Consider the following 23,236-nt stretch of genomic DNA (forward strand, 5'->3'; position numbering starts at 1 on the left):
AGCCCGTCTTCGCAGACGGGCTTTTGACATGGCTATGTCACCGTCAAATGTGGGAATGCGCCCAGCGTTGCTTTCAATAACGTTTCCGGTGAGCGGATACGCCTGGCGTCGAGTATCCAGCGCCATCCCAGGTAGTTCGGCAGGTAGCGCGTCGCCACGCCATGAAACGGACCCAGCCATTGCCGCAAACGGCTGTGATAGGCATTGACGTTCTGCACATGGGCGGCGCCCTGCACGCGGATGCCGGCGCGCAAGTTGACGGCCTGATGACTGATGCCCGCTTCCCTGGAAAAAGCCCGATAGGCGGCATGGCCATCGGTGACCAACAAGACGTCCTTGTCGATAACGGGTAACAGGCAATGATGCAGCTGCGCTTTCGTCAATGCCCCTTTGCCTGTGACGAAGTCCAGGGTCTGGCCCGTGCGGTCGCGCGCTATCAGGATGCAGACCTGCTCACTCGATATGCCGCGTTTGTGGGCATGGCCGCCCCGGCGGCGGGCCGGACGCGTCAGATGCCGCGATCCCTTTTCCGACTCCAGTAGATATAACTCGTCGGCCTCGGCGATGCCATGCAGGCCATGCGGCCGGTCCGTCTTTGCCAGCGATAAAAACCTGTGGCGCCAGCGAAACGTGGTGTTGCGGTGCACGCCCAGTTGGCTAGCCGCCTTGCGTACGGAATCCGATGCCAGCAGACAATCGGCGTAATCGAGCCACAGCGATTTATGGCGCAAGCGGGCCAACGGCGTGCCGGTGAGCGCATTGAAGGTGCGTCCGCAAGGCACGCAGCGGTAGCGCTGCAAGCCGTGCGCATGACCGTGCCGATGCAGGTGCTCTGAATGGCAGGCGGGACAGGCCAATCGCGGCTGGACCACACTTTCCAGCAGCGCGACGGTCGCGTCGTGTGGCGCGCTGCCACACAGCAGGGCAATGCTTGCTTGCCGCTGACGCTGGCTCAACTGAGCAAACTGCGCAATCAAGGTGATCCATTCGGCTGGCCGCATGATCTGCTCCCTGCGTGATTGATATGCAGAGTCAGACAGCACAGTCCAGGGAAGATTCCAGAATTTCCCCTAGTTGCCGATGACAGAGCCTTTGACATTGGAGGCTGCCGGTTTTACGCCGTGGCGGCCCCACTCTCCGCCGGCAGCACATCGGCTCGCCACGTGCTGATGGTCATGCCCGCATACGACTGCAGCAGCACGTCGTCGCTCAAGGTCAGCATCGCCTGCTGGCGCTGCTCCGCCTTTTTCTCTGGAGTCATGCCCAGCTCGTCCGTCTTGTAAGGCCCCAGCACGGGCAGCAGGTCGCGCAGCACGGAATAGTTGCCTGGCGTGGTCTTGTCCGATTCCAGCTTGCCCAGGAAATACTTCATGACGCGCTCGGACTGGTTGCCCTCCTGCCGCAAGCTCGCCTTGACCATCTTGCCATCCTTGTACGCCACTTGCGCATCGCTGCTGGCCGTATCCTCGATCTGATGGTAGGTGTAGTTCTGCGATTCCGTATTGTCCAGCAGGCGCAGCGGCACGCCGGGGACGAGCGTTTCATGGAAGCTGGCGCTCAGCTTCGATTGCTGCTGCTGCCGGATCGACCGCTCGTCCTGGCTGGCGCCGGCCTGCTCCGTCTTTTGCGACACTTCATAATTGAAGCCATCCCTTTCCGCACTGCGCATGGGATTGCTGAATTTCACGGTTTGCGACACGGAGGCGCTGAAATCGGCCAGTCCCGTCAGGATGGACTTGTCCTCGGCCGCCAGGCGCCACTTGCCCGTCGCGGGACTGTCCGTGGCCACCTGTGGCGCGGCGGCGTTGCTGTGCAAGGCAGTGAAGCTATCCTTGAGCATGGACACCAGGCCCGCGTCGCCATGGCCGCGCGACGCCGCCTGGTCGAACTGCTTCATATAACTGTCCAGCGCCTTGGCTTGGCGCTCCTTGCTGCCCAGGGTATTGAGTTGGCTGGCGTCGACCTTCAGGTCGACGCTGCCGGCCAAGCCGCTGAAGCTGACCTTGCGCTGCGCACCATCAGCCTGGAAATCGAGGGTTTGAACACTTTCCGGCTCGCCGCGCACCTTCACTTCCGCATGCAGCTTCACCGACTCAAGCACCTGCTGGTCGAACTGCATCAAGCCTTCCAGCTTGATTTTCGGCGTACTTTGTCCCATGCCGTCGATGGCTTCCTGGAAACCTTTCGCCAGCTCGCCCAGGGCGCTCGCTTCAGCGTCGCTGAGGTCGCCGCTGGTCGTCATGTTCACGGCCAGGCCGTCGCCCTGGCTGTCGAGCGACAGCTTGACTTCGACGCCGCTCTTGGTGGTGATGCTGAGGGACACCCGGTCTTCGCCATTGCCATGCAGGCTGCCGGGCGCGATGCCGGATGCGCCATAGATATTCGGCGTGGTGCTTGGCGGCGGCTGCCGCATCGCCTGCGAGAAATTATAGTTTCCCAGCTTGGCCTGTCCCAGCATGGCCGCGCCCAGGCCGCTGAAGCGGCCGCCAAACGCGTACGACGAGAAACTCTTCGTCATCGCTTCGCTGACCTTGTCGCGCGTCGTGCTTTCCCACACCATGGGCGCTTTCACGAACGCTGCCGGCTTGCCGTCGTTCACGCTCTCCGGGCTGAGCGCGACGATGGCAGACGGCGTAGATGCGGGCGCCGGCGCCTCCGGGCGGTTCGACGTGGTGGCGGAGGCCCGTGACGGGGCGCTATTCCAGTTGGACAGTGGAGAAATGGAGGTCATGGCGCTGTCACCTTGCAAATGGAGAGAAGAGGCATCATAAAAGTTCGATATGGTTAGTTTTTTTGCAATCACCTGGCGCCAGGCAAACCTGGCGTCACGTTATCTGGCGTGATGGCAAGTACTGCATGGCAATACTGCATTAACGGCAAGAAACGACAAAGCATGAGCGTCGGGGAAATGAAACATTTTCATGCCGCCAGCCTTGACTACCCACAACAAGTTGAATCTCTGCCGGGAATGTCCATTAAAATGCCAATATGGAACACAAGATTCTGCACGCCCCGCTGGCCAGCTTTACTGACTTGTTGCTCGATGCCGTGTGCATGGTCGACGTGGAGGGGCGCTTTGTTTTCGTCAGCGCCGCCTGCGAACGCATCTTCGGCTATACGCAGCAGGAAATGATCGGCAAGCGCATGCTCGACCTGGTCGCTCCCGCCGACCGCGCGCGCACCCTGGCCGCCGCGCAAGCCATCATGGATGGCCATGCGCAGACGCACTTCGAGAACCGCTACCTGCGCAAGGATGGCAGCCTGGCGCACATCATGTGGTCCGCCCGCTGGTCCGCCGCCGACCAGCTGCGCGTGGCGGTGGCGCGCGACATCACCTTGCTGAAACAGGCGCAGGCAAAGCAGGCTGCGCTGTACGCCATCTCCGAAGCCATGCAGGCGACGCAAGACTTGCCCGCCTTGCTGCACCGCATCCAGCTCATCATCGGCGAACACTTGCCGACGCGCAGCCTGACCTTGCTGCTGCATGACGAACACGGCGTGCAAGCTCCGATGACCTCGCATGCCGACGACAGCGCGCCCCAGCCAACCTCGTCGCTGGCCAGCCTGCTGTGCGACGAAGTGCTGCGCAGCGGCCGTCCGCTGCGTCTGCAGGCGGGCCAACTGGCCGGCCTGCCGGCGGCGCTGCAAACGGCGGCCTGCGCCCTGTCCTCGTGCTGGCTGGCCGTGCCGCTGTATTCTTCCCTGGGCAGCATCGGCGCGCTGGCCCTGCAAGGGGGCCAGGACGCCGTCATCGGCTCGGCGCAAGACCAGGATCTGCTGCAATTTGTTGCCAAGCAACTTGCCACCGCCATCGAGCGGCGCCAGTTGCAGACACAAATGCAGTTCATGGCCATGCACGACGAGCTGACCCGATTGCCGAACCGCCGTCTGTTCCACGACCGCCTGCACACGGCGTTCGCGCGCGCGCACCGCCAGGAAGGCCGGCTGTCGCTGCTGTTCCTCGATCTCGACAACTTCAAGCGGGTCAACGACGAGCACGGCCATGCCTGTGGCGACCTGCTGCTGCAAACGGTGGCGAGCCGCCTGCGCGATTGCATGCGTGAAACCGATACCCTGGCCAGGATGGGCGGCGATGAATTCGTCGTGCTTCTGGAAAGCAATGCCGCGCCGGTGGACGTCAGCCTGATCGAGCAAAAGATCCATGCGGCCCTGGCTGCGCCGCTGCACCTGGGCAACGGACAACAATTGCAGATCGCCGTCAGCATCGGCGTGGCCCACTATCCGGAAGACGGCGATACCACGCAGCAGTTGCTGCGCCATGCGGACCGGGCCATGTACGCTTCGAAGGTGCTGGCCGCCGCTTCGCGCTAGCCCACGCCCGCCCTTGGCGACAGTCGCGCATGCTATACTTTCCGGCGATGCTGAGACTCTTCAAAACATGGCTGATCCTGCTGTTGATCACGGCGGTGCCACTGCAAGCGGCCGCTGCGGGCGCCATGCTGGCGTGCGCGCCTTTCGCAGCCGCACCTGCCGCACATGCCGCCGCAGTGCCGGCCGCCTGCCAGCATCACGCCGCGGACAGCGCCAGCACGCCAGAAGACAACAAGCCCCCTGCCAAGCACCCCGCATGCGGCGCCTGCTCCAGTTTTTGCGCGGGCGCGCTGATGCCGCCCTGCCTCGCCCTGCCTGCCGTGCCCTGCACCGGCGCGCAACAAGTCGCCATCGCAACGTCCACCTTGCCGACGGGATTCATTCCCGACGGCCCGCGCCGGCCGCCGAGACCGCTTTCCGCATAGCCCCAAGCACGTCCCACACAGGCCACCGAGGTGGCCACGATAGACCTACTTCGTCTGAAAGCAGCACATGATCAAACATTTATTAGTGCGCGGCGCCTTCGCCGCCATGCTGGGCCTGCCCACGTTCGCCATGGCGGCCCTGCCCGTCATTGAAGTCTACAAGAGCGCCTCGTGCGGCTGCTGTTCCGCATGGATCAAGCACCTCGAAGCGAACGGCTTTACGGTGCGCGCGAAAAATGTCGAGATGCCGGCGCAATACCGCAAGCTGGCCGGCATTCCCGACGCGCTCGGCTCATGCCACACGGGCCTCGTCAACGGCTACGCCATCGAGGGCCATGTACCGGCCAGCGAAATCAAGCAGTTGCTGCGCGAGAAACCCAAGGCCAAAGGCCTGGCCGTGCCGGCTATGCCGATGGGTTCGCCAGGCATGGAAGGACCGCGCAAGGATGCGTATGACGTCTTGCTGGTCAAGAACAATGGCAGCACCGAAGTCTACAAGCACTACAAATAGACACTGAGGGGAAATGAAAAACGCCGCCGGAATCGCTTCCGGCGGCGTTTTTTGTGTCAGGCAGCAGTAAAAAACCTGCCGCCTGTCAGGACTGCATCAGATGCTGTCCAGCACTGCATTCAGGCTGGCGCTAGGACGCATGACCGCTTCCGTCTTCGCCGGATCTGGCAGGTAGTAGCCGCCGATATCCGTTTCCTTGCCTTGTACTGCTTTCAGCTCGGCAACGATCTTTTCTTCGTTGTCGGCCAGGGCCTTGGCCACTGGCGCAAAATGCGCTGCCAGTTCCGCATCGTCCTTCTGCGTAGCCAGGGCTTGCGCCCAGTACATGGCCAGGTAGAAATGGCTGCCGCGGTTGTCCAGCTCACCGGTACGTGGCGATGGCGACTTGTTGTTGTCCAGCAGCTTGCCGGTGGCTTCATCGAGGGTTTTCGCCAGGATTTTGGCCTTGGCGTTGCCCGTCTTGATGCCCATGTCTTCCAGCGACACGGCCAGGGCCAGGAACTCGCCCAGCGAATCCCAGCGCAAATGGTTTTCTTCCACCAGTTGCTTGACGTGTTTCGGTGCCGAACCGCCGGCGCCCGTTTCGTACATGCCGCCGCCGGCCATCAAAGGCACGATCGACAGCATCTTGGCGGAGGTGCCCAGTTCCAGGATCGGGAACAAATCGGTCAGGTAGTCGCGCAGGATGTTGCCGGTCACCGAGATGGTGTCCAGGCCGCGGAAGGCGCGTTCCAGCGTGTAACGCATGGCGCGTGTTTGCGACATGATCTGGATGTCCAGGCCCTTGGTGTCGTGCTCCTTCAGGTAAACCTGTACCTTCTTGATGACTTCGTTCTCGTGCGGACGGTAGGAATCGAGCCAGAACACGGCAGGCATGCCCGAGTTGCGCGCGCGCGTGACGGCCAGCTTGACCCAGTCGCGGATCGGCGCGTCCTTGACCTGGCACATGCGCCAGATATCGCCCTCTTCCACCGTTTGCGTCAGCAGCACTTCGCCCGTTTCCAGGTCGGTGATGTTGGCGATGCCGCCTTCAGGCACTTCAAACGTCTTGTCGTGCGAACCGTATTCTTCCGCTTGCTGCGCCATCAGGCCCACGTTCGGCACGGTGCCCATGGTCTTCGGATCGAAGTTGCCATGCCATTTGCAGAAGCCAATCATTTCCTGGTAGATCCGTGCGAAAGTCGATTCCGGCATGACTGCCTTGACGTCTTTCGGACGGCCATCGGCGCCCCACATCTTGCCGCCGATACGGATCATGGCTGGCATCGACGCGTCGACGATGATGTCGTTCGGCGAATGGAAGTTGGTGATGCCCTTGGCCGAATCGACCATGGCCAGTTCCGGACGATGCGCGTGGCAGGCGTGCAGGTCTTTCAGCACTTCATCTTTTTGCGACGCCGGCAAGGTTTCGATCTTGTCGTACAGGTTGCTCATGCCATTGTTGACATTCACGCCCAGCTTGTCGAACAGGGCGGCGTGCTTGGCGAACGCGTCCTTGTAGAAGATGCGCACGCAGTGGCCGAAAACGATCGGGTGCGAGACCTTCATCATGGTCGCCTTGACGTGCAGCGAGAACATCACGCCCGTCTTGAAGGCGTCGTCGATTTCCTTCTCGTAGAACTCCAGCAGCGCTTTCTTGCTCATGAACATGCTGTCGATGATTTCGCCCGCTTGCAGGGAAACCTTCGGTTTCAGCACGATGGTCTTGCCCGAGGCCGTGACCAGTTCCATCTTGACGTCGCGCGCCTTTTCCAGGGTCAGCGATTTTTCGCCATGGTAGAAGTCGCCGTGGTGCATGTGCGAGACGTGCGTCTGCGACGACTGGCTCCACTCGCCCATCGAATGCGGGTGCTTGCGTGCATACTCTTTGACAGCCTTCGGCGCGCGGCGGTCGGAATTGCCTTCACGCAGGACCGGGTTGACGGAGCTGCCGATGCACTTGCCGTAGCGGGCCTTCAAGGCTTTTTCTTCTTCCGTCTTCGCATCTTCCGGGTAATCCGGCAGCTTGTAGCCACGGCCTTGCAATTCGCGCACGCAGGCGATCAGCTGGCCTTGCGAAGCGCTGATGTTCGGCAGCTTGATGATGTTGGTGTCCGGATTCTGGGTCAATTTGCCCAGTTCAGCCAGGGTGTTCGGGACTTTTTGCGCGTCCGTCAGGAATTCGGGAAATTCAGCCAGTACACGCGACGCCACCGAAATATCGCTGGCGACCACGTCCACGCCAGCCGGCGCGGTGAATTTTTTGATAATTGGCAGCAGGGAATACGTCGCGAGCAGCGGCGCCTCGTCAGTCAGCGTGTAGATGATTTTGGATTTTTGTGTTGCCATGTTCATTCCCTTGTATGCGGTGATGCCTGGTGGTTAACTTTCTTCATTCCAAACACAGGACGGTTAGCCTTGCTTTGGACGGCTAGTGTGCCGGCGGTGACGCCGTGCTTGCCCACCACGTATTTTAGACTGTCCTGCCGCTGTTTGTGTATCCGATGGCGACGAATCTTATATAAGACAGCAAATATCGGGATCTGAAGGCCCAGGATGGCCATTTTCCGCGCTGAAATGCCCTCCAGGCACGCGCGCGGCATGGTCGTGAGCGTGGCAGCGATGACGATGTTAGTCATTATGGATCGTAATGATTCTCATTTATAATGTCGTGCATGCAATTCCTCCCTACTAACTTTATACGCTGCCCTTGATGCCCATTCCACATTCCCCACTCGCCCACCCCCACCTCACCACCCGGCTGATCCTCGCCGGCCTGCTCGTTGCCAGCGTCACGCCGCAGGCGATCGCCCAGGCGGCGGCCGATGCATCCACCCCGCTCGCCACCGTGCTAGTGAATGGCCAGGCCGAAGCGGACGCCGGCGGACAGATCGCCAAAAGCGCGCGCGCCGGCATGCTCGGTGAAAAAGACTTGCTCGATACGCCCTTCAGCGTCAATAGCTACACCAGCCAGCGCATGTTGGACCAGCAGGCACTGACCCTGGCAGAGGTGCTGGGCGGCGACCCGTCCACCCGCTTCACGGGCCAGATCGGCGGCGTCACGGATTCCTTCTTCATCCGCGGCTTCCCCCTCAACGAGGGCAATCTGAGCGAAGTGGCGTTCGACGGCGTGTATGGCGTGTCGCCCAATTACCACCTGTTTACGGAATACCTGCAGAGCGTCGAGGTCCTCAAGGGACCGGCCGCCCTGCTGTACGGCATGTCGCCAAACGGCGGCGTGGGCGGCGTCGTCAATGCCGTGCCGAAACGCTCGCTGCCGCGCGACCTGACGCGTCTGACTTTTGACTACGGCTCGGGCTCGCAGGCTGGCGCGGCCATCGATGTCAGCCGCCGCTTCGGCGACGAGCGGCGCTTCGGCATCCGCTTCAATGGCTTGCACCGCCAGGGCCACACGCCGCTCGACCACCAGACGTCGCGCGCGGAAGTGGCGGCCGTCGCCCTCGATTACCAGGGACAGCGGCTGCGCGCCTCGCTCGACGTGATCGAGCAATACCAGTGGATCGACGCGCCCACGCGCCCCTTCCTCGTGGCCGCGCGCCTGCCCGTGCCGCAAGCGCCCGATGGCCGGCGCAATATCGCCCAGTCCTGGGGCTGGTGGAAGTCCAACGATCTGGCCACCCTGGGCAAGCTCGAATACGATGTGAACGATAAAGTGACCGTGTTCGCCGATGTGGGCGGCACGCGCTCCGACGTGTCGCGCTATTCGGACCAGACGCCGACCATCACCAGCGCGGCCGGCGACATGACGGTCACGCCCATGAATTGGAAATTCCGCGTGCGGCGCGCCAGCGCCGACACGGGCGTGCGCACGCGTTTTCGCACGGGCGGCGTCGAGCATGCGCTGGTCGTGATGGGCAATGTCTACCGCGACGAGTTTGGCAGCGTGAGCAATTCCGGCAAGCTCATCACTTCGAATATCTACCACCCTGTCGCCGTGCCCGACCCCGGCATTCCCGCTCCGGCCCGCGTGCCGAAACTGTCGGCCTCCACGCTTTCCAGCCTGGCCGTGGCCGATACGCTGGACATGCTGGACCAGCGCGTGCAACTGACCCTGGGCGTGCGCCGCCAGCTGGTCGAATCGAAAAACTACCACGCCACCAGCGGCGTGCTCACCACGCATTACAAACAGGGCGCCCTGACGCCGCTGGCCGGCATCGTCGTCAAGCCGCTGCGCCACGTGTCGCTGTATGCGAACTATATCGAGGGCTTGAGCAAGGGTGATATCGCGCCGAACATCGCCGACAATGCAGGCCAGGTCTTCACGCCCTACAAGAGCAAGCAGTATGAAGTGGGCACGAAGGCCGATTTCGGCGTCGTGCTGGCGACCCTGGCCGTGTTCCAGGTGAGCAAACCCAGCGGCCAGCTGTATGGCAAGGTCTACAGCATGGATAGCGAGCAGCGCAACCGGGGCCTGGAACTGAACCTGTCCGGCGCCGCCAGCAAGGCCGTGCGCCTGCTGGCCGGCGTCACCCTGCTCGACGGGCGCCTGGTGAAGACCAACAGCGCCGCCACCATCGGCAAGCGCCCCGTCGGCGTGCCGACGTCGATGGCCAACCTGGGTGGCGAATGGGATCTGCCGTACTGGCCGGGCCTGACGGCCACGGGCGCCGTCAGCTACACGAGCAAGCAGTTTGTCGACCAGACGAATCTGCAATCGGTACCGTCGTGGACCAAGGTCGACCTGGGCCTGCGCTACCGCACGGCCATCGCCGGCAAGGCGACGACCTTGCGCGCCGGCCTGATGAACGCGTTTGACCGCCATTACTGGGCCGGCGTGGCCTCGTATGGCACCGTCTCGCAATCGGCGCCCCGCAGCGTGCAACTGTCGGCCGCCGTGGATTTTTAACGCACTCCAGCAGCAAAGTAAAAAAAGCAGCAAAAAGAGACCTACCCACCGCCGATGGCGACAGGATCCATTGCCGGCCCTGTCGCCATCGGCAAACAGCGGAACTCTCCGCATGACTGCGGTCTAACGGACCAGGGCAGTGGCGGGAGAACCCGCACCGCTCCACATTCCAGTCCTCCCTGCCCCTGCCAGGCACATCGCCGCCGCCACCGCGCTGGCAGCGCTGCATCAACACAGGCGTCACGCCGAACGACAACTACATTGATATTTATCAAATTGACTGCCCGATGCGTGGGCTACTGTCGGTGCCATCTTTGATTTGAAACAGAAACTCTGCTGCCAAGAATCGACCATTCCAGACACAACGCCAGTTTTCGCCAGGCTCTTCATTTCCCAGCCGATAACGCTCGCGAAGTGCGGTAACACGCAGCGTCCCCCTCCCTCGCCTACACGTGCCGGGGAAACTTTTGCTAGCGATTTTGCAGCTTTTTGATTAATGCACGTTAAAAAGGAATTTCGTATGAGCACGTATTCTGATATTTGCATCGTGGGCGCCGGCATAGGAGGCCTGACTTGCGCCAATCAACTGATCGACGCGGCCGCCAGCAGGAAGCTGCGCATCCGCGTATTCGACCTGAATGCCACCGTCGGCGGCCGCATCCAGTCGCGGAAAATAAACGGCGAGGAAATTGCCGAACTCGGCGCCGCCCGCTACTCGCCGCAGCTGCATCCGCATTTCCAGCAACTGATGCAGGGCAGCGGACTGCCGCATGCCGTCTACCCGTTCACCGAGGTCATCTCCCGCGATAGCGTGCTGGAAGAGCTGAAGGCAACGCTAGATGGCCTGAGCCCGATGCTGAAAGAGCATCCGAACGACTCCTTCCTCGCGTTCTTCAGCCATTACCTGGGTGCCGCCAGGGCCACCCAGATCATCAAGGCGACCGGCTATGACGCCTTGCTGCTGCCGATGGTCTCGGCGGCCATGGCCTACGACATCATCAAGAAGCACCCGGAAACGCAGCACTTTACGGAAAACGCCGCCAACCAGTGGCACTATGCCACCGACGGCTACCACGCGTTGCTGTGCCAGTTACAGCACCAGGCGCAGGCCGCCGGGGTGGAATTCCGGCTCGAACACCGCTTGCTGTCCGTTGAAAAATCGGGCGCCGAGCATGTGCTTGCCTTCAGCCACCACGGCGACACGCATATGCACCGGACACGCCATCTGGTAATGACCGTCCCGCCGTCCGCCATGCCGCGCCTGAACCTGGATTTTCCTGCCGCCTGGAGCCCGTTCCAGTACGACTCGCTACCCCTGTTCAAGGGATTCTTCACGTTCGACACGGCCTGGTGGGACGCGCTGGGGCTGACCGACAAGGTGCTGATGGCGGCAAATCCCCTGCGCAAGATCTACTTCAAGGGCGACAAATACGTGCTGTTCTATACCGACAGCAAAAGCGCCACTTACTGGCGCGACAGCCTGGAGCTTGGTGAAGAGGTGTACCTGGAGCGTGTCCGCAGCCACCTGGAAGAAGTCCTGCCGCTCGATGGCCAGCCGCTGCCGCCGATCAAGGCGCACTTCCACAAGTTCTGGCCGCATGGCGTCGAGTTTTGCGTGGAGCCGGAAGCCGAGCATCCGGCCGTGCTGCTGCACCGCGACGGCATCATCTCCTGCTCGGATGCCTATACCGCGCATTGCGGCTGGATGGAAGGCAGCCTGATCAGCGCCCAACAAGCCAGCGGCCTGTTGCTGCAGCGGCTGGATCAACTCGACGACGTCGTCGCCGCCGCCAACGATACCTTCATCACTTCCTCGACCGAGCGCGCATGAGCTTACTTGACTTCCCCCGCCTGCATTTTCGGGGTTTTGCCCGCGCCAATGTGCCGACGGGGAATCGCAATACGCACGGCAACATCGATATCGCCACGAATGCGGTATCGATGGCGGGCGAAGCTGTCGACCTGAGCCGGCCACCGGCCGAATTCCATGCGCACCTGAAACAGCTTGCCCCCCGCTTCAACGCACAGGGCAAGCCCGATCCGGACGGCATCTTCAGCCTGGCGGCAGGCCACAATTTTGGCGGGAATAATCATTTCTCGTGGGAAAACGCGCGGATCACGGGCGTCCAGCTGCGCCATGGCGAGGTCGATACACAGGATCCGCTGGTGGGCGCCAGGCTAGGCCTGTGGGGCCACTACAACGAGTACCTGCGCACGACGTTCAACCGCGCCAGGTGGATCGACAACAACCCGGCGCAACCGGACACCACGCTGATCTACGCCGGCCAGTTCACCCTGAGCGACAAGCTGGCCACGCCCAACACGCCCACCTTGTTCACGGCCGACATCGCGCAGGCGCACTCGGTGCGCTGGCTCGGCAGCGGCCATATCACGGAACGCAGCGGGCATTTTCTGGACGAGGAATTTGGCCGCTCGCGGCTGTTCCAGTTTTCCGTGGCCAAGCAGGACCCGCATTTCCTGTTCAATGCGGACCTGCCGCTGCCGGCCAGCATGCATGCCTTGCAGCAAGCCCTGGCCGATGACGACGTGCTGGGCCTGACGGTGCAGTACTGCCTGTTCAATATGTCGACGCCGCTAAAACCGGACTCGCCCGTGTTCTACGACCTGGCCGGCAGCATCGGCCTGTGGCGGCGCGACGAGCTGGCCACCTATCCGGCAGGCCGCCTGCTGCAGCCGCGCCAGGCCAGCCTGGGGCCGGTGCTGGTGCAAGTGCATGCGGACCGCGTCGCGTTCAACATGCCGACGGCCATCCCCTTCACCACGCGCGACGCGGCCGCCGTCTCGGAACAGCATCCCACGCATGCGCTGGGCGGCAAGCAGGCGCTCGGCGAGCTGCTGCTGCGGGACGGCGCCGGCACCTTGCTGGCGCGCATACCCGAGCCGCTGTACCGCGACCACTGGCGCCATCACGGCGTTTTCGACGTGCCGCTGCTGCACGCTGGCGCCTCGGGGTCCCTCAGCCTGGGCAGCGCTCAGGCGCAGTGGGACGAGGCCGACTGGGTGCTGCAATCGGACAGCAACCAGCTGTACCTGGAAGCGCCGAACCATAAAAAACACGAGCAATTTCCGCAGACCATCACCGTGCAAAGCCGCTTCCGCGGCGAGCTGGCGGCGCCCCCGTCCCTGGCACAAGCGGAAGACGGCGCGCTGCTGGCCGTGCAGCAGCAGCCGTCGCCGCTCGGGCATGGCTACACGGCGCTGACCCTGACGGGACGCCAGCCGGGCGCGACCCGCATCGTGCTGGGCACAGGCCAGGATAAACAATACCTCGGCGTGCGCGTGCTACCCGACGACTGGGACCTCGACGACGTACCGGCCGAACAGGTCGACTACGCCTTCCTCTACCGGCATGTGATGAGTTACTACGAGCTCGTGTATCCCTTCATGTCGGACAAGGTCTTCAGCCTGGCGGACCAGTGCAAGTGCGAAACGTATTCGCGCCTGATGTGGCAGATGTGCGATCCGCAAAACCGCGAAAAAAGCTACTACATGCCCAGCACCCGCGAACTGTCGTTGCCAAAGTCGCGCCTGTTCCTGAAATATCTGACCCAGGTCGAGGCGGCAGCCGCGGCCAAGGCGGCGGTGCAGGAAGCGGCCCCGCCGCCTGTCATCGGCAGCAAGGCCGAGCTGATCGACGAGCTGAAAAAGGCCATCGACCTGGAACTGTCGCTGATGCTGCAATACCTGTATGCCGCGTATTCGATTCCCAATTATGCGCAGGGGGAAGCGCTGGTGCAGGCCGGCCGCTGGCTGCCGGCCGAGCTGGAGCTGGCTTGCGGCGCCGAGGACCGGCGCCGCAACAGCGGCACGCGCGGCGCGCTGCTGGAAATTGCGCATGAAGAAATGATTCACTACTTATTAGTGAACAATGTGCTGATGGCGCTGGGCGAGCCGTTTTACAGCGGCACGCCGCTGCTGGGCCAGCAGGCGCGCCAGCGTTTCGGCCTGGACACGGAATTTGCGTTCGAGCCATTTTCCGAACACGTGCTGGCCCGCTTCGTGCGCTTCGAATGGCCCGACTACATTCCCACGCCGGGCAAATCGATTGCCACCTTCTATATCGCGATCCGCCAGGCCCTGGCCGGGCTGCCCGGCCTGTTCGATAGCGGCGGCGGCAAGCGCGGTGGCGAACACCATTTGTTCCTGAAAGAACTGACCAACCGCGCCTATCCCGGCTACCAGCTGGAAGTGTCCGACCGCGACAGCGCGCTGTTCGCCATCGATTTCGTCACGGAACAGGGCGAAGGCGTGGCCGTCGATTCGCCGCATTTCGCCTCGTCGCACTTCCAGCGGCTGCGCACCGTCGCCGGCAAATTTTCAGCCTGCGACAAGCCGTTCGAGCCGGCCGTGCCGGCGCTGAAGAATCCCGTGCTGGAAGCGCGCGCGGACTGCACCGTGGTGACCGACCACAAGGCGCGCGCGCTGATGCAGCTGTATCAGGGCTGCTACGAACTGACCTTCCTGATGATGGCGCACCATTTCGCGCAGCAGCCGCTGGGCAGCCTGCGCCGCTCGCGCCTGATGAACGCCTCCATCGACATCATGACCGGCCTGTTGCGCCCCCTGTCGGCCGCCCTGATGAACATGCCGTCCGGCGTGCCCGGCCGCCATGCGGGGCCGCCCGTGCCAGCGCCCGTCAGCAGCAGGGTCAGCAGCGATTACAGCCTGGGCTGCGACATGCTGGCGCAGAAATGCCTGGCGCTGGCGCAGTACGCGCGCGGCCTTGAGAGCGATGCCATCGGCATGGCGCCGATAGAAATGTTGGAATTTTTTAATCAGCAACTTACCGATTTATCTCGGGGAAAGATGTCAAGAGAGGCTTGAAATGCATAAAATCATTATCGTCGGCGGAGGCCTGGCAGGTAGCCTCAGCGCCATTTATCTGGCGCAACGGGGACACGATGTCCACGTTGTCGAAAAGCGCGGCGATCCGCTGCTGGAAAACGCGGCAAACGCCGACCCGGTCAACTCGCGCGCCATCGGCGTGAGCATGACGGTGCGCGGCATCAAGGCCGTCCTGGGAGCGGGCATCAGCAAGCAGGAACTCGACCAGTGCGGCGAACCCATCGTCGGCATGGCGTTCAGCGTGGGCGGCCGGCACCGGATACGCGAGCTGACTCCGCTCGAAGGCCTGTTCCCCCTGTCGCTCGACCGCACCGCCTTCCAGCGCCTGCTGAACCGGCATGCCGCCAAGCACGAGGTGAAATATTACTTTGAGCATAAATGCCTGGATGTCGACCTGGAAAGAAAGATCGTGCTGATCCAAGGTCCGGATGGCGCCTTGCAGCAACTGCATGGCGACCTGGTCATTGGCGCCGACGGCGCCCACTCGGCCGTGCGGCGCGCCATGCAAAGCGGCATGCGCCGTTTCGAGTTCCGGCAAAGTTACTTCCGCCACGGCTACAAGACGCTGGTGTTGCCGAACGCGGCGGATCTGGGTTTCAGGAAGGATTTGCTGTACTTCTTCGGCATGGATTCCAAGGGCCTGTTTGCAGGCCGCGCGGCCACCATCCCGGACGGCAGCATCAGCTTTGCCCTGTGCCTGCCCTACACCGGCACGCCCAGCCTGGGAACGCTCAACCGCGAAGCCATGGCCGACTTCTTCAGCCGCTACTTCGGCACCCTGCCGCCGGAGCGCCGCAAGGAGATGCTGGACCAGTTCATGGCGCTGCCCAGCAACGACCTCATCAATGTCCGTTCCAGCACCTTCCACTACAAGGCCAATATCCTGCTGATCGGCGATGCGGCGCATGCCACCGCCCCGTTCCTCGGGCAAGGCATGAACATGGCGCTGGAAGACGTCCACGTCTTCGTTTCCCTGCTGGAAAAGCACGGCAACGCCCTGGGCCCTGCCCTGTCCGAGTTCACGCAGCAGCGCAAGGTGCAGGCGGACGCCATGCAGGACATGGCGATCGCCAACTATGAAGCCCTGAGCAATCCGAATCTGATTTTCTTCCTGCAGACGCGCTACACGCGCTACATGCACAAGAAATTCCCCCGTGTTTATCCGCCAGACATGGCGGAGAAACTGTACTTCACATCGGTTCCTTACGATGAATTGCAGCAAATCCAGAAGAAACAAAACGTTTGGTACAAACTTGGAAGGGTAAATTAATGAACATTCTCGTCATCGGCGCAGGCCCCGCAGGACTGCTTTTCGCCAGTCAAATGAAACAGGCCCAGCCCGGCTGGAATATCAGCATTACGGAAAAAAACACCCCGGAAGAAGTGCTGGGCTGGGGTGTCGTGCTGCCGGGACGCCCGCCGCGCCATCCCGCCAATCCGCTGTCCTACCTGGAGCAGCCGGAGCGGCTCAATCCGCAGTTCCTGGAAGAATTCAAGCTCGTGCATCACGACCAGCCCAACCTGATGAGCACCGGCGTGACCCTGTGCGGCGTGGGACGCCAGGCCCTGGTGCAGGCCCTGCGCGCCAAGTGCGTGGCGGCCGGCATCACGATCAGCTACGAAACGCCGCCAGCGGACAAGGCGCAGCTGGAAGCGGAGTATGACCTGGTAGTGGTCTCGAATGGCGTCAATTACAAATCGCTGGACTTGCCGCCGGCGCTGACGCCGCACATCGATTTCGGCCGCAATAAATACATCTGGTACGGCACCACCCAGCTGTTCGACCAGATGAACCTGGTGTTCCGCAGCAATGAGCACGGCATTTTCATCGGCCATGCCTATAAATACTCGGACACGATGAGCACCTTTATCGTCGAGTGCAGCGAAGAAACGTACGCCAGGGCCGGGCTGGAAGCGCTGTCCGAGCGCGATGCCGCCGCGTACATCGCCAACACATTCAAGGCCGAACTCGGCGAGCACGGACTGCAGAGCCAACCGGGCCAGGGCTGGCGCAACTTCATGACCCTCAGCCACGACCAGGCCTGCGACGGCAAGTTCGTCCTGCTCGGCGATGCGTTGCAATCGGGGCATTTTTCCATCGGCCACGGCACCACCATGGCCGTGGTGGCAGCCCTGCTGCTGGTCAAGATCCTCAATACCGAAGCCGGCACGGCCGCAGCCCTGGACAGTTTCAATGCCCGCGCCGTGCCCCTGGTGCAACTGTTCAAGGAGCACGCCAACAGCAGCCGCCTGTGGTTTGAAAGCGTCGGCGAACGTATCGAACTGAGCAATGAAGAGCTGACCGCCAGCTTCGACGCCCGCCGCAAAGACTTGCCGTCGCTGCAGGAAGCGCTGATGGCCAGCCTTGGCTACGCGCTGGGCCGCTAAGGGAGACACCATGCCGACACACGTCTCCCCGCCGCTGCTGCCGATGCAATGGAGTAGCGCCTATGTTTCCTACTGGACGCCGATGCAGGCGGATGACCAGGTCACGTCCGGCTATTGCTGGTTCGACTATGCGCGCAACATCTGCCGCATCGACGGCCTGTTCAATCCCTGGTCAGAAAAGGAACATGGACACCTGCTGTGGATGTCGGAAATCGGCGACGCCAGGCGCGAACAAAGCCGCAAGCAGAAAGTGGCCTATGCCAGGCAGGCGCAGGCAACTGGCCAGCAGTTGCAGGGCACGGCGCTGGCCGACGAGGTGACGCCGTTCCATGACCTGTTCCTGCCGCAAGCGGTGCTGGTCGACGGCAGTGCCCGTCACGACGGCCTCCACAGCGTGCTGGGCCGGGAGGCGGACGCCTGGGTAGTCGAGCGGACGGGCAAGCCGCCATCGGTCTTTTACCTGGAGGCCGGTGGCAACCGCCTGTTGCGCATGGTCACTGGCAACGACCCGCAGCACCTGTCGGTACGCGACTTTCCCAATCTGTTGGTCGGCGACATTCCGGACAGCGTCTTTACGTCTTGCAACAACTGACCAGGACGTGGCGCGCGCCCCGGCCGCATGCGGCAGTAGCGCGCGCCACGCCTGGCGGGTGTTTTTGTTATTACTCTCGAAGGATATTGCTATGCCGCTGGTTGTTTACATTTTGGGGTTGACGATCTTTTCGTTAACCACCTCCGAATTCATGGTGGCGGGCATGATGCCGTCGCTGGCCCTGGCCATGGACGAACCGGTGACACGCATCGGCTACCTGATCTCGCTCTATGCCATGGGCATGGTCATCGGCGGCCCGCTGAGCACCATCGTCCTGCTCAAGCTGCGCGTGCCGAACAAGCGGGGCCTGCTGTGGCTGCTGGGCTTTTATGTGCTGGCCCAATCCGTCGCCGCGTCCGCTACCAGCTATGACATCCTGGCCATCGCGCGGGTGGTCACGGGCGTGGCCGCCGCCACCTGCTTTGGCCTGTCGCTGGCGATCTGCGCCGACATCGTCGCGCCCGACGCGCGCGGACGCGCCGCCGCCGTCGTGATTGGCGGTCTCATGCTCGCTTCCGTAGTGGGCGTGCCGGTCGCCACGCTTATCGACCAGCACCTGGGATGGCGCGCCAGCTTCTGGCTGGTGGTGCTGCTGGCGCTGATGTGCCTGGCGCTCATCAGCGTACTGGTGCCGCCCTCCAAACCGTCCGAAGTCGTCAGCCTCGGCAAGGAACTGGGGGAATTCCGCAACCGCCACCTGTGGGCAGCGTATGCCAGCAGCGGCCTCATCATCGGAGCGATTTTCGCGGCCTTCAGCTACTTCGCGGCCATCCTGACGCAAATTACAGGATTTCAAGCTTCCGACATCCCCTGGCTGCTGGGCGTCTACGGCGTCGCCAACGTGGTGGGCAATGGCGTGGTAGGCCGCTATGCGGACCGCTACACCACCGTCATCATGGTCTGGGGCATGGTCATCCTGAGCATCAGCCTGGCACTGTTCGCCGTCTTTGCGCACGACAAGACCATCAGCGTCACCTTGCTGGTCGTCACGGGCCTGGTCGGCATGTCGATGAATCCCGCCATCATCGCCCGCGTGATGAAAACGGCCCATCCGGGGCCGCTGGTCAACACGGTGCACACGTCCGTCATCAACATCGGCCTGGGCGCCGGTTCCTGGCTCGGCGGTCTCGGCATCGCCGCCGGCTACGGCCTGCGCTCCCCGCTGTGGGTCGGCGTCGCACTGGCCGTGCTTGGCCTCATCAGCTTGCTGCCTTACCTCGGGCACAGGCCGCGCGATCCGGTGCTGTCGCACTAGCGGCTGGCGGCGCGGTGTTAGTTGCTGACTGGTTTGATGCGTCGTGCGCGCGTCGCCAGCCAGCACAGGATGGCGCCGCCGCACACCATCGCCGAACCTTGCCAGAAGGCCAGTGACAGCGGCGTGCGCAGCAGCAGCGACGACAGCGCGGCGGACAGCACGGGGATGAAATACGAGGCGCCGGCCAGGATCGTGACGTTGCCGTGCAAAATTCCCACGTTCCAGGCACCGTAGCCAAAGCCCATGGCGCCGGCGGCCAGCAGCAGGTAGATGACGGCCTCGACAGTAAACACCATGGGGCCGCCGCCTTGCAGCAGGTATTTGATCCACAAGCTGACGGAAACGAGGATGAAGAACAGGGTCACGCCATTCTTGCCCTGCGCGATGCGCGCCGTCACGGTGCAATACGCGGCCCAGATCAGCGCGCCGGCAAAGGCCAGGCCATAGCTGAGCGGGTTGCCGCGCACGTTGTCCACGCTACCAGCCAGATCAAAACCCTGTTCGCCGCCCAGCACCCAGCTGATGCCGGCGACGGACAGCAGGAAACCCGGCACGATGAGGAAATTGCTCTTCTGCCCATTGAACACGATGGCCGCGACGATGGTGAAGGTTGGCCACAAATAGTTCACCATACCCACCTCAATGGCCTGGCGCGCCGTGCTGGCATAGCCTATCGACAGCGCCAGGCACAGCTCATAAGTGACGAACAGCAGGCTGCCCCAGAGCAGATAGCGGCGTGGAAATTCGCTCGGTCGCGTGCAACCCACGGACAGCAGCAGGAACACCGACGCCACGCTGTACATCATCGCCGCCCCGCCCGTGGGTCCCAGCAGGTCGGTGACATTGCGGATCAGTCCGATAATCGAGCTCCACAGCAGAATGGCGCCCAGCCCGGTCAGGGTGGCCTTGTTGGTATTTTTCATGTTTATGTCATTCAGGTGATGCAGTTAGACGCCCGGTGTCGTTCTCCAGGGCAATCAGCGGTGAGAATTATTAAAATTCCATCAATTATTTGCGGATACTATATTCCAGTAGCCAAACTTACACCCTTCTGTGTCAGGATCCTTGTCGCGTCACCTGATTTACCGTGGCATCGGCAAATTTCTCCTTCCCGCCCATACATAAAAATTATAAAAGGAAGTATCCTCAAGGCCAGCCTACCCGAATTACGCGCAGCATACTGATAGCGCGTGATCGCGATTGCTTACCAGCCGAGCAGGACATCCTGCTTCCAAATACACCGCGACTGAAATCGCCAGCCAGAACACAATTTATGCGAAAAATAATGCAAAAACCTCGTTCCATGATTATTTTTACCATGCTGGCCAGCTTGGCCATGCCTGTCTTGTCGGCGGATAAGCCGCTATCGTTGCCAGACCGCCTGGCCACCCTACGCACGACTATCACAATCGATCATGGAAAGATGGCTGGTTCCGGCGCTGCGACATTGCTAAACGCGGGCTTGGAAAGCCAGTTCGTACTCATCGGCGAAGACCATGGCATTGCTGAAATTGCGAATTTTTCGGCGGCGTATTTTGAAGAATTGGCAAAGCAAGGATTTACGACGCTGATTATCGAAAATGGGCCGGCGGTTGCTGATGCTTTGGAAAAAACGTTGAAATCCGATACCGGCGTCGCTGGCATAGCGGCATTTAATAAGGCATATCCAGTCGCGACTGCGTTTTACAAATGGCAAGCTGAGGCCCAATTCCTGGCGCGTATCGCGAAAGCTGCCGGACCATCATTCCATTTAGTGGGAATGGATCAGGAACTCATGGGCGCTTCGAAATATTTGCTCGATCAAATGGCCGAGCAACCGCTTGGTCCTTTGGCGAAATCAAAAATCGAGGCCTTCCGCAAGCTTGAAAGCGACGATTATCGCCGAGCGTCGGAGAGCGGAGATCCGCGAGAGCTTTTCATGGTAAAAATCAAGGAAGAAGAATTAGTCGCGTTACAGAAGCTGCTCACGACACCCAAGGAAATGCCCGCCTTGGCGATGTTGAATTCCTTGATTGATAGCCGCAGCATTTATGCCAAAAACATGACGCCGGGACAAGGGTATTCGTCCAATACACAGCGTGCAAGGCTGATGAAGCAGTATGTGGCCAGCCATTTGACGCTTGCGCCTGCACAGCGCATGTTACTGAAAGCCGGTGCAGTGCATGTATTCCGGGGCTATAACCCGCTTGGCGCCGGTAGCCGGGAGATCGGCAATTATTTGGCTGAATATGCAGAAGGCCGCGGACAAAAATCGCTGCATGTGCTGGTGCTCGCGTCCAAAGGCCAGCAGTCGCAATTTGCCGGCATTGGGCGCGCGTCTGCCACCACAGAAATCGAAAAAGTCGATACCAAGTCCACCATGGCTGGCGTATTGCCCTTCTTTGCCGCGGCGAGTGAACATAAGGAATGGTCATTGTTCGACGTGCGCCCCTTGCTGGGATCGGCCAAATCCCTGGCGAATGGAGACAGCAGTGTCCAGGGCATGATTCAGGGCTACGATTTTGTACTGGTCATTCCCAATGGCAACGCAACGTCGGACCTGTGACAATATCGCCATCATGGTTCGGCCTGAACCAGGCCGGTCTCACCAAGGGCGATCCGGGTAACTCGCGCCAATGTGAAAGACAACAGGCCTGGCCTGTTTTTGCAGGTCCGAGCGCCTGTATTTGGGCGCATCTGGACTATCTGCCTTCGGCATACGGGCGCACGGCTGACGCAATGGCCCCTCAACGTCGGCGCGCCAATCCCTTGCATGCCCAGTGCTATCGCAGTTATAACAGACGTGAGCTACACTATGGCATGCTGCTGACGGGCCTTGGCCAACTGGGCTACATGACACGCCGGCATAATAAGCAAGCTTGGAAATGGAAGGTCACTTATGAGGTGGCTTAAGGCGCATCAACTTGCGTATGAGACTGGGAGGCATTCCCGATGCGGTTTGAAATGCCCTGGTCATGTGGGCCAAATCAGAAAAACCTTCGTCAAAGGCAATCATCGTAAGGCTGTCGAAGGATGAGAGGCGATGCGATGCGCGAATCAAGCGCGACGCTTGTCTAAGCGCTTCAGCGGTTATATTTGACTCCCGCAACCGGCGCTCCAAAGTGCGCTGGTGGCAGCCCAGCTTGCGGGCGACACTGGCGATGGGAAGGTGTCCCTCGCTTTCAAACACAAGAGCCACTTCTCCGGCAGCGGACGCCTCCACACCCAGGATCCTGGCAACGGTGGTCAAGCTGCGCTTTTCTGCTCCGTTCGGCAACTGCGCATTGCGCCGCGTGGTCGCCATCATGGTTTCCACAATCGCCAGGGTGCCTTGGCGGCAGCCATCAGGATCGTCGCCATCGGCCGCAAGCGTTCCATCTGCGCCATTGCGGGACGCACTGCTGGGCCGGCGCGCGTAACCACTGGCGCCAAGGCTAGTCTGCACGCCAAGTTTGGCTGACTGGTTATAGACGTTGAACGCGATCAACACATCGGCTTCGCGCTGGAATGACGATAGAAGCAGATAACCAGGGTTGATGTCGGTGGCGAGGAAGTCGTTGACCATGCGCTCGACCACACCGGCCCCAGCTCCCTCAGCCATTCTGGCGCGGCCAGCGGCATGGTAGCGCTGATATGGCAAGTGGCCACTGATGGCGTGCGACACCGCGGAGACGAACCTGCTCATCGGCGTCCAGCCAGCCTTGCCCTCGAGCGCATTTACGACAACATGATAGGCAAGCGAGTTCGGCATTCCTGATCCCCAGTTTGATATTTTGACGATGCTTCGGCAAGCGCCGGATCGATGCAAAGCAAGCCAGGATCGCCCGCATACGAAAATGGCCGCAAAGGTCGCAGCCATGGAATCATGCTTACAAAAGGGACATCCCCTGAGTGCCTCGATCGCCAAACCCCAGTCACGAATTGCCATACTACAACACCGCTGGCAAAAAAAATGGCGTTTATATAACATTATTATGTTCTATATCTTAAGAAAATCAGTAGCCTAGGCTGTACAGCGTCAATCGCCGTCTGGCTTACTGCC

At 61.5% G+C, this 23,236-nt stretch carries 17 protein-coding genes; 11 read left to right on the top strand and 6 right to left on the bottom strand.

Annotated elements, in window-relative coordinates; translation table 11 throughout:
* Window positions 1–32: 32 nt before the first annotated feature.
* Complete coding sequence (locus P9875_RS17590) at window positions 33–1,001, bottom strand: IS1595 family transposase (protein ID WP_278316103.1); 969 nt, start codon at window positions 999–1,001, stop codon at window positions 33–35.
* Window positions 1,002–1,114: 113 nt separating this feature from the next.
* Window positions 1,115–2,731 carry a hypothetical protein gene (locus P9875_RS17595; RefSeq protein WP_278316104.1) on the bottom strand — a complete coding sequence of 539 codons (1,617 nt, stop codon included), beginning with the start codon at window positions 2,729–2,731 and terminating at the stop codon, window positions 1,115–1,117.
* A 257-nt stretch (window positions 2,732–2,988) separates the two neighbouring features.
* Here P9875_RS17595 and P9875_RS17600 point away from each other — a divergent pair, with 257 nt between their 5' ends.
* From P9875_RS17600 to P9875_RS17610, 3 genes are all read left to right on the top strand, one after another.
* Window positions 2,989–4,332, top strand: a complete 1,344-nt coding sequence (locus P9875_RS17600; RefSeq protein WP_035819410.1) for a sensor domain-containing protein — start codon at window positions 2,989–2,991, stop codon at window positions 4,330–4,332.
* Window positions 4,333–4,379: 47 nt separating this feature from the next.
* A complete protein-coding gene (locus P9875_RS17605) occupies window positions 4,380–4,757 on the top strand; it encodes a hypothetical protein (RefSeq protein ID WP_278316105.1) in 378 nt (125 codons plus the stop codon).
* A gap of 67 nt (window positions 4,758–4,824) precedes the next feature.
* A complete protein-coding gene (locus P9875_RS17610) occupies window positions 4,825–5,268 on the top strand; it encodes a DUF411 domain-containing protein (RefSeq protein WP_035819413.1) in 444 nt (147 codons plus the stop codon).
* A 96-nt stretch (window positions 5,269–5,364) separates the two neighbouring features.
* Here the strand turns inward: P9875_RS17610 and P9875_RS17615 are convergent, their stop codons facing one another.
* Window positions 5,365–7,596 carry an NADP-dependent isocitrate dehydrogenase gene (locus P9875_RS17615; RefSeq protein WP_099402183.1) on the bottom strand — a complete coding sequence of 744 codons (2,232 nt, stop codon included), beginning with the start codon at window positions 7,594–7,596 and terminating at the stop codon, window positions 5,365–5,367.
* A gap of 2 nt (window positions 7,597–7,598) precedes the next feature.
* Window positions 7,599–7,886, bottom strand: a complete 288-nt coding sequence (locus P9875_RS17620) for a hypothetical protein (protein WP_278316106.1) — start codon at window positions 7,884–7,886, stop codon at window positions 7,599–7,601.
* 74 nt (window positions 7,887–7,960) lie between these two features.
* Here P9875_RS17620 and P9875_RS17625 point away from each other — a divergent pair, with 74 nt between their 5' ends.
* The 7 genes from P9875_RS17625 to P9875_RS17655 all read left to right on the top strand — a co-directional run bounded on the left by P9875_RS17625 (window position 7,961) and on the right by P9875_RS17655 (window position 19,215).
* Entirely contained in the window at window positions 7,961–10,114 is a 2,154-nt protein-coding gene (locus tag P9875_RS17625; RefSeq protein WP_278316107.1) for a TonB-dependent receptor, read from the top strand.
* Window positions 10,115–10,634: 520 nt separating this feature from the next.
* The gene (locus P9875_RS17630; RefSeq protein WP_051958649.1) at window positions 10,635–11,945 is read left to right on the top strand and encodes an FAD-dependent oxidoreductase; all 1,311 of its coding nucleotides are present in this window, start codon (window positions 10,635–10,637) and stop codon (window positions 11,943–11,945) included.
* Window positions 11,942–14,959, top strand: a complete 3,018-nt coding sequence (gene vioB, locus P9875_RS17635) for an iminophenyl-pyruvate dimer synthase VioB (protein ID WP_278316108.1) — start codon at window positions 11,942–11,944, stop codon at window positions 14,957–14,959. Before P9875_RS17630 ends, vioB begins: the two co-directional genes overlap by 4 nt.
* 1 nt (window position 14,960) lies before the next feature.
* Window positions 14,961–16,250 carry an FAD-dependent oxidoreductase gene (locus tag P9875_RS17640; RefSeq protein WP_176390910.1) on the top strand — a complete coding sequence of 430 codons (1,290 nt, stop codon included), beginning with the start codon at window positions 14,961–14,963 and terminating at the stop codon, window positions 16,248–16,250.
* 53 nt (window positions 16,251–16,303) lie between these two features.
* The gene (locus P9875_RS17645; RefSeq protein ID WP_278316109.1) at window positions 16,304–17,368 is read left to right on the top strand and encodes a tryptophan hydroxylase; all 1,065 of its coding nucleotides are present in this window, start codon (window positions 16,304–16,306) and stop codon (window positions 17,366–17,368) included.
* 10 nt (window positions 17,369–17,378) lie between these two features.
* Entirely contained in the window at window positions 17,379–17,960 is a 582-nt protein-coding gene (gene vioE / locus P9875_RS17650) for a violacein biosynthesis enzyme VioE (protein WP_278316110.1), read from the top strand.
* A gap of 91 nt (window positions 17,961–18,051) precedes the next feature.
* Window positions 18,052–19,215 carry an MFS transporter gene (locus P9875_RS17655; protein ID WP_278316111.1) on the top strand — a complete coding sequence of 388 codons (1,164 nt, stop codon included), beginning with the start codon at window positions 18,052–18,054 and terminating at the stop codon, window positions 19,213–19,215.
* A gap of 17 nt (window positions 19,216–19,232) precedes the next feature.
* Here the strand turns inward: P9875_RS17655 and yddG are convergent, their stop codons facing one another.
* Window positions 19,233–20,138 (bottom strand): aromatic amino acid DMT transporter YddG, encoded by a 906-nt coding sequence (yddG, locus tag P9875_RS17660; protein ID WP_278316112.1) that lies wholly within the window; start codon window positions 20,136–20,138, stop codon window positions 19,233–19,235.
* A gap of 362 nt (window positions 20,139–20,500) precedes the next feature.
* On the opposite strand from yddG, the gene P9875_RS17665 reads away from it, so the two are divergent.
* Complete coding sequence (locus P9875_RS17665) at window positions 20,501–21,760, top strand: hypothetical protein (RefSeq protein ID WP_158300139.1); 1,260 nt, start codon at window positions 20,501–20,503, stop codon at window positions 21,758–21,760.
* Between the two features lie 327 nt (window positions 21,761–22,087).
* Here the strand turns inward: P9875_RS17665 and P9875_RS17670 are convergent, their stop codons facing one another.
* On the bottom strand, window positions 22,088–23,053 hold the full coding sequence (locus P9875_RS17670) for a helix-turn-helix domain-containing protein (RefSeq protein ID WP_278316113.1): 966 nt from the start codon (window positions 23,051–23,053) through the stop codon (window positions 22,088–22,090).
* Between the last annotated feature and the right edge of the window lie 183 nt (window positions 23,054–23,236).

The organism is Janthinobacterium rivuli (genome assembly GCF_029690045.1).
GTDB classification, from domain to species: domain Bacteria; phylum Pseudomonadota; class Gammaproteobacteria; order Burkholderiales; family Burkholderiaceae_D; genus Janthinobacterium; species Janthinobacterium rivuli.

Bases quoted from the DNA above. Each gene is read 5' to 3' on its own strand.
- P9875_RS17590 (WP_278316103.1), bottom strand. From the start codon at position 1,001: ATGCGGCCAGCCGAATGGATCACCTTGATTGCGCAGTTTGCTCAGTTG.
- P9875_RS17595 (WP_278316104.1), bottom strand. From the start codon at position 2,731: ATGACCTCCATTTCTCCACTGTCCAACTGGAATAGCGCCCCGTCACGG.
- P9875_RS17600 (WP_035819410.1), top strand. From the start codon at position 2,989: ATGGAACACAAGATTCTGCACGCCCCGCTGGCCAGCTTTACTGACTTG.
- P9875_RS17605 (WP_278316105.1), top strand. From the start codon at position 4,380: ATGCTGAGACTCTTCAAAACATGGCTGATCCTGCTGTTGATCACGGCG.
- P9875_RS17610 (WP_035819413.1), top strand. From the start codon at position 4,825: ATGATCAAACATTTATTAGTGCGCGGCGCCTTCGCCGCCATGCTGGGC.
- P9875_RS17615 (WP_099402183.1), bottom strand. From the start codon at position 7,596: ATGGCAACACAAAAATCCAAAATCATCTACACGCTGACTGACGAGGCG.
- P9875_RS17620 (WP_278316106.1), bottom strand. From the start codon at position 7,886: ATGACTAACATCGTCATCGCTGCCACGCTCACGACCATGCCGCGCGCG.
- P9875_RS17625 (WP_278316107.1), top strand. From the start codon at position 7,961: ATGCCCATTCCACATTCCCCACTCGCCCACCCCCACCTCACCACCCGG.
- P9875_RS17630 (WP_051958649.1), top strand. From the start codon at position 10,635: ATGAGCACGTATTCTGATATTTGCATCGTGGGCGCCGGCATAGGAGGC.
- vioB (WP_278316108.1), top strand. From the start codon at position 11,942: ATGAGCTTACTTGACTTCCCCCGCCTGCATTTTCGGGGTTTTGCCCGC.
- P9875_RS17640 (WP_176390910.1), top strand. From the start codon at position 14,961: ATGCATAAAATCATTATCGTCGGCGGAGGCCTGGCAGGTAGCCTCAGC.
- P9875_RS17645 (WP_278316109.1), top strand. From the start codon at position 16,304: ATGAAACAGGCCCAGCCCGGCTGGAATATCAGCATTACGGAAAAAAAC.
- vioE (WP_278316110.1), top strand. From the start codon at position 17,379: ATGCCGACACACGTCTCCCCGCCGCTGCTGCCGATGCAATGGAGTAGC.
- P9875_RS17655 (WP_278316111.1), top strand. From the start codon at position 18,052: ATGCCGCTGGTTGTTTACATTTTGGGGTTGACGATCTTTTCGTTAACC.
- yddG (WP_278316112.1), bottom strand. From the start codon at position 20,138: ATGAAAAATACCAACAAGGCCACCCTGACCGGGCTGGGCGCCATTCTG.
- P9875_RS17665 (WP_158300139.1), top strand. From the start codon at position 20,501: ATGCAAAAACCTCGTTCCATGATTATTTTTACCATGCTGGCCAGCTTG.
- P9875_RS17670 (WP_278316113.1), bottom strand. From the start codon at position 23,053: ATGGCTGCGACCTTTGCGGCCATTTTCGTATGCGGGCGATCCTGGCTT.